Annotated in this window: 1 pseudogene; it reads right to left on the bottom strand. The window is 64.8% G+C overall.

Features of this window, described 5'->3' with window-relative positions:
- Positions 1-115: 115 nt before the first annotated feature.
- Positions 116-719 (bottom strand): annotated as a pseudogene (locus H928_RS26340) (SdrD B-like domain-containing protein); the annotation flags it as partial.

Here is a 719-nt window from a genome sequence, read left to right as displayed (position 1 = left end):
TTCAATTTTGGGTGTTTCATGGTGAGAGTCCTTGGAGAGAGCAATGTGCGGGAGCGCACGGTGGGGCCCACGCAGCGCATGGGATGCAAGGCGGGCCCTGGGTTCTGCGGCATGGCTAGTCCTCCACCTTGGTAATGGGGATCTCGGCGTTGGCTTCGCCACGCAGCGGAACATCGACGCCCAGCACTGCGCCATCGGCCGTGCCCCAGGGCAGGGGCACGCTGTCGAGCGTGATGCTGAGCTGATGGCGGCCTACGCCGACCATCGGGAATAAGAAGCGGCCTTCGGCATCGGTGGTGGTGCGGTAGCGTCCATCCAGCACCACCTCAATGCCTTGTGCGCCGGTTTCATCGGGCTGGATGCGGCCATCCTTGTTGGCGTCATAGAACACACGACCGCTGACGCTGCCGCTGCCATTGCCGGGCATGCCGCCGGCGACGGCAAAGGGCCGGCCGGTGCCGCCCTCCCAGCGCAGGTAGACATAGGCGGTCTTGTCGTTGCTGCGATAGATTTGCGGGCTGGTCCAGCTGAGTACCTGGGTGGTGGCCAGGCGTGCCTGGTTGAGCAGCACGCCCAGGCCCGTGCTCCAGCCATTGCCCCACTGCTTTTCGGCCGAAAAGTTGCCCGACAGGCCCCGGCTGGTGAAAAGCCCGCCGCTTTGCGAGGTGTAGCGCAGGTTACCGAAAAAGCTCAGGTTGCTGCTGGCCCAGTAGCGGCCC

This window comes from Comamonas sp. B-9 (assembly GCF_000410635.1).
Classification (GTDB): Bacteria; Pseudomonadota; Gammaproteobacteria; order Burkholderiales; family Burkholderiaceae_C; genus Comamonas.
Note: the sequence above shows the minus strand (reverse complement) of the source record. Positions and strands in the feature narration are given on the sequence as shown.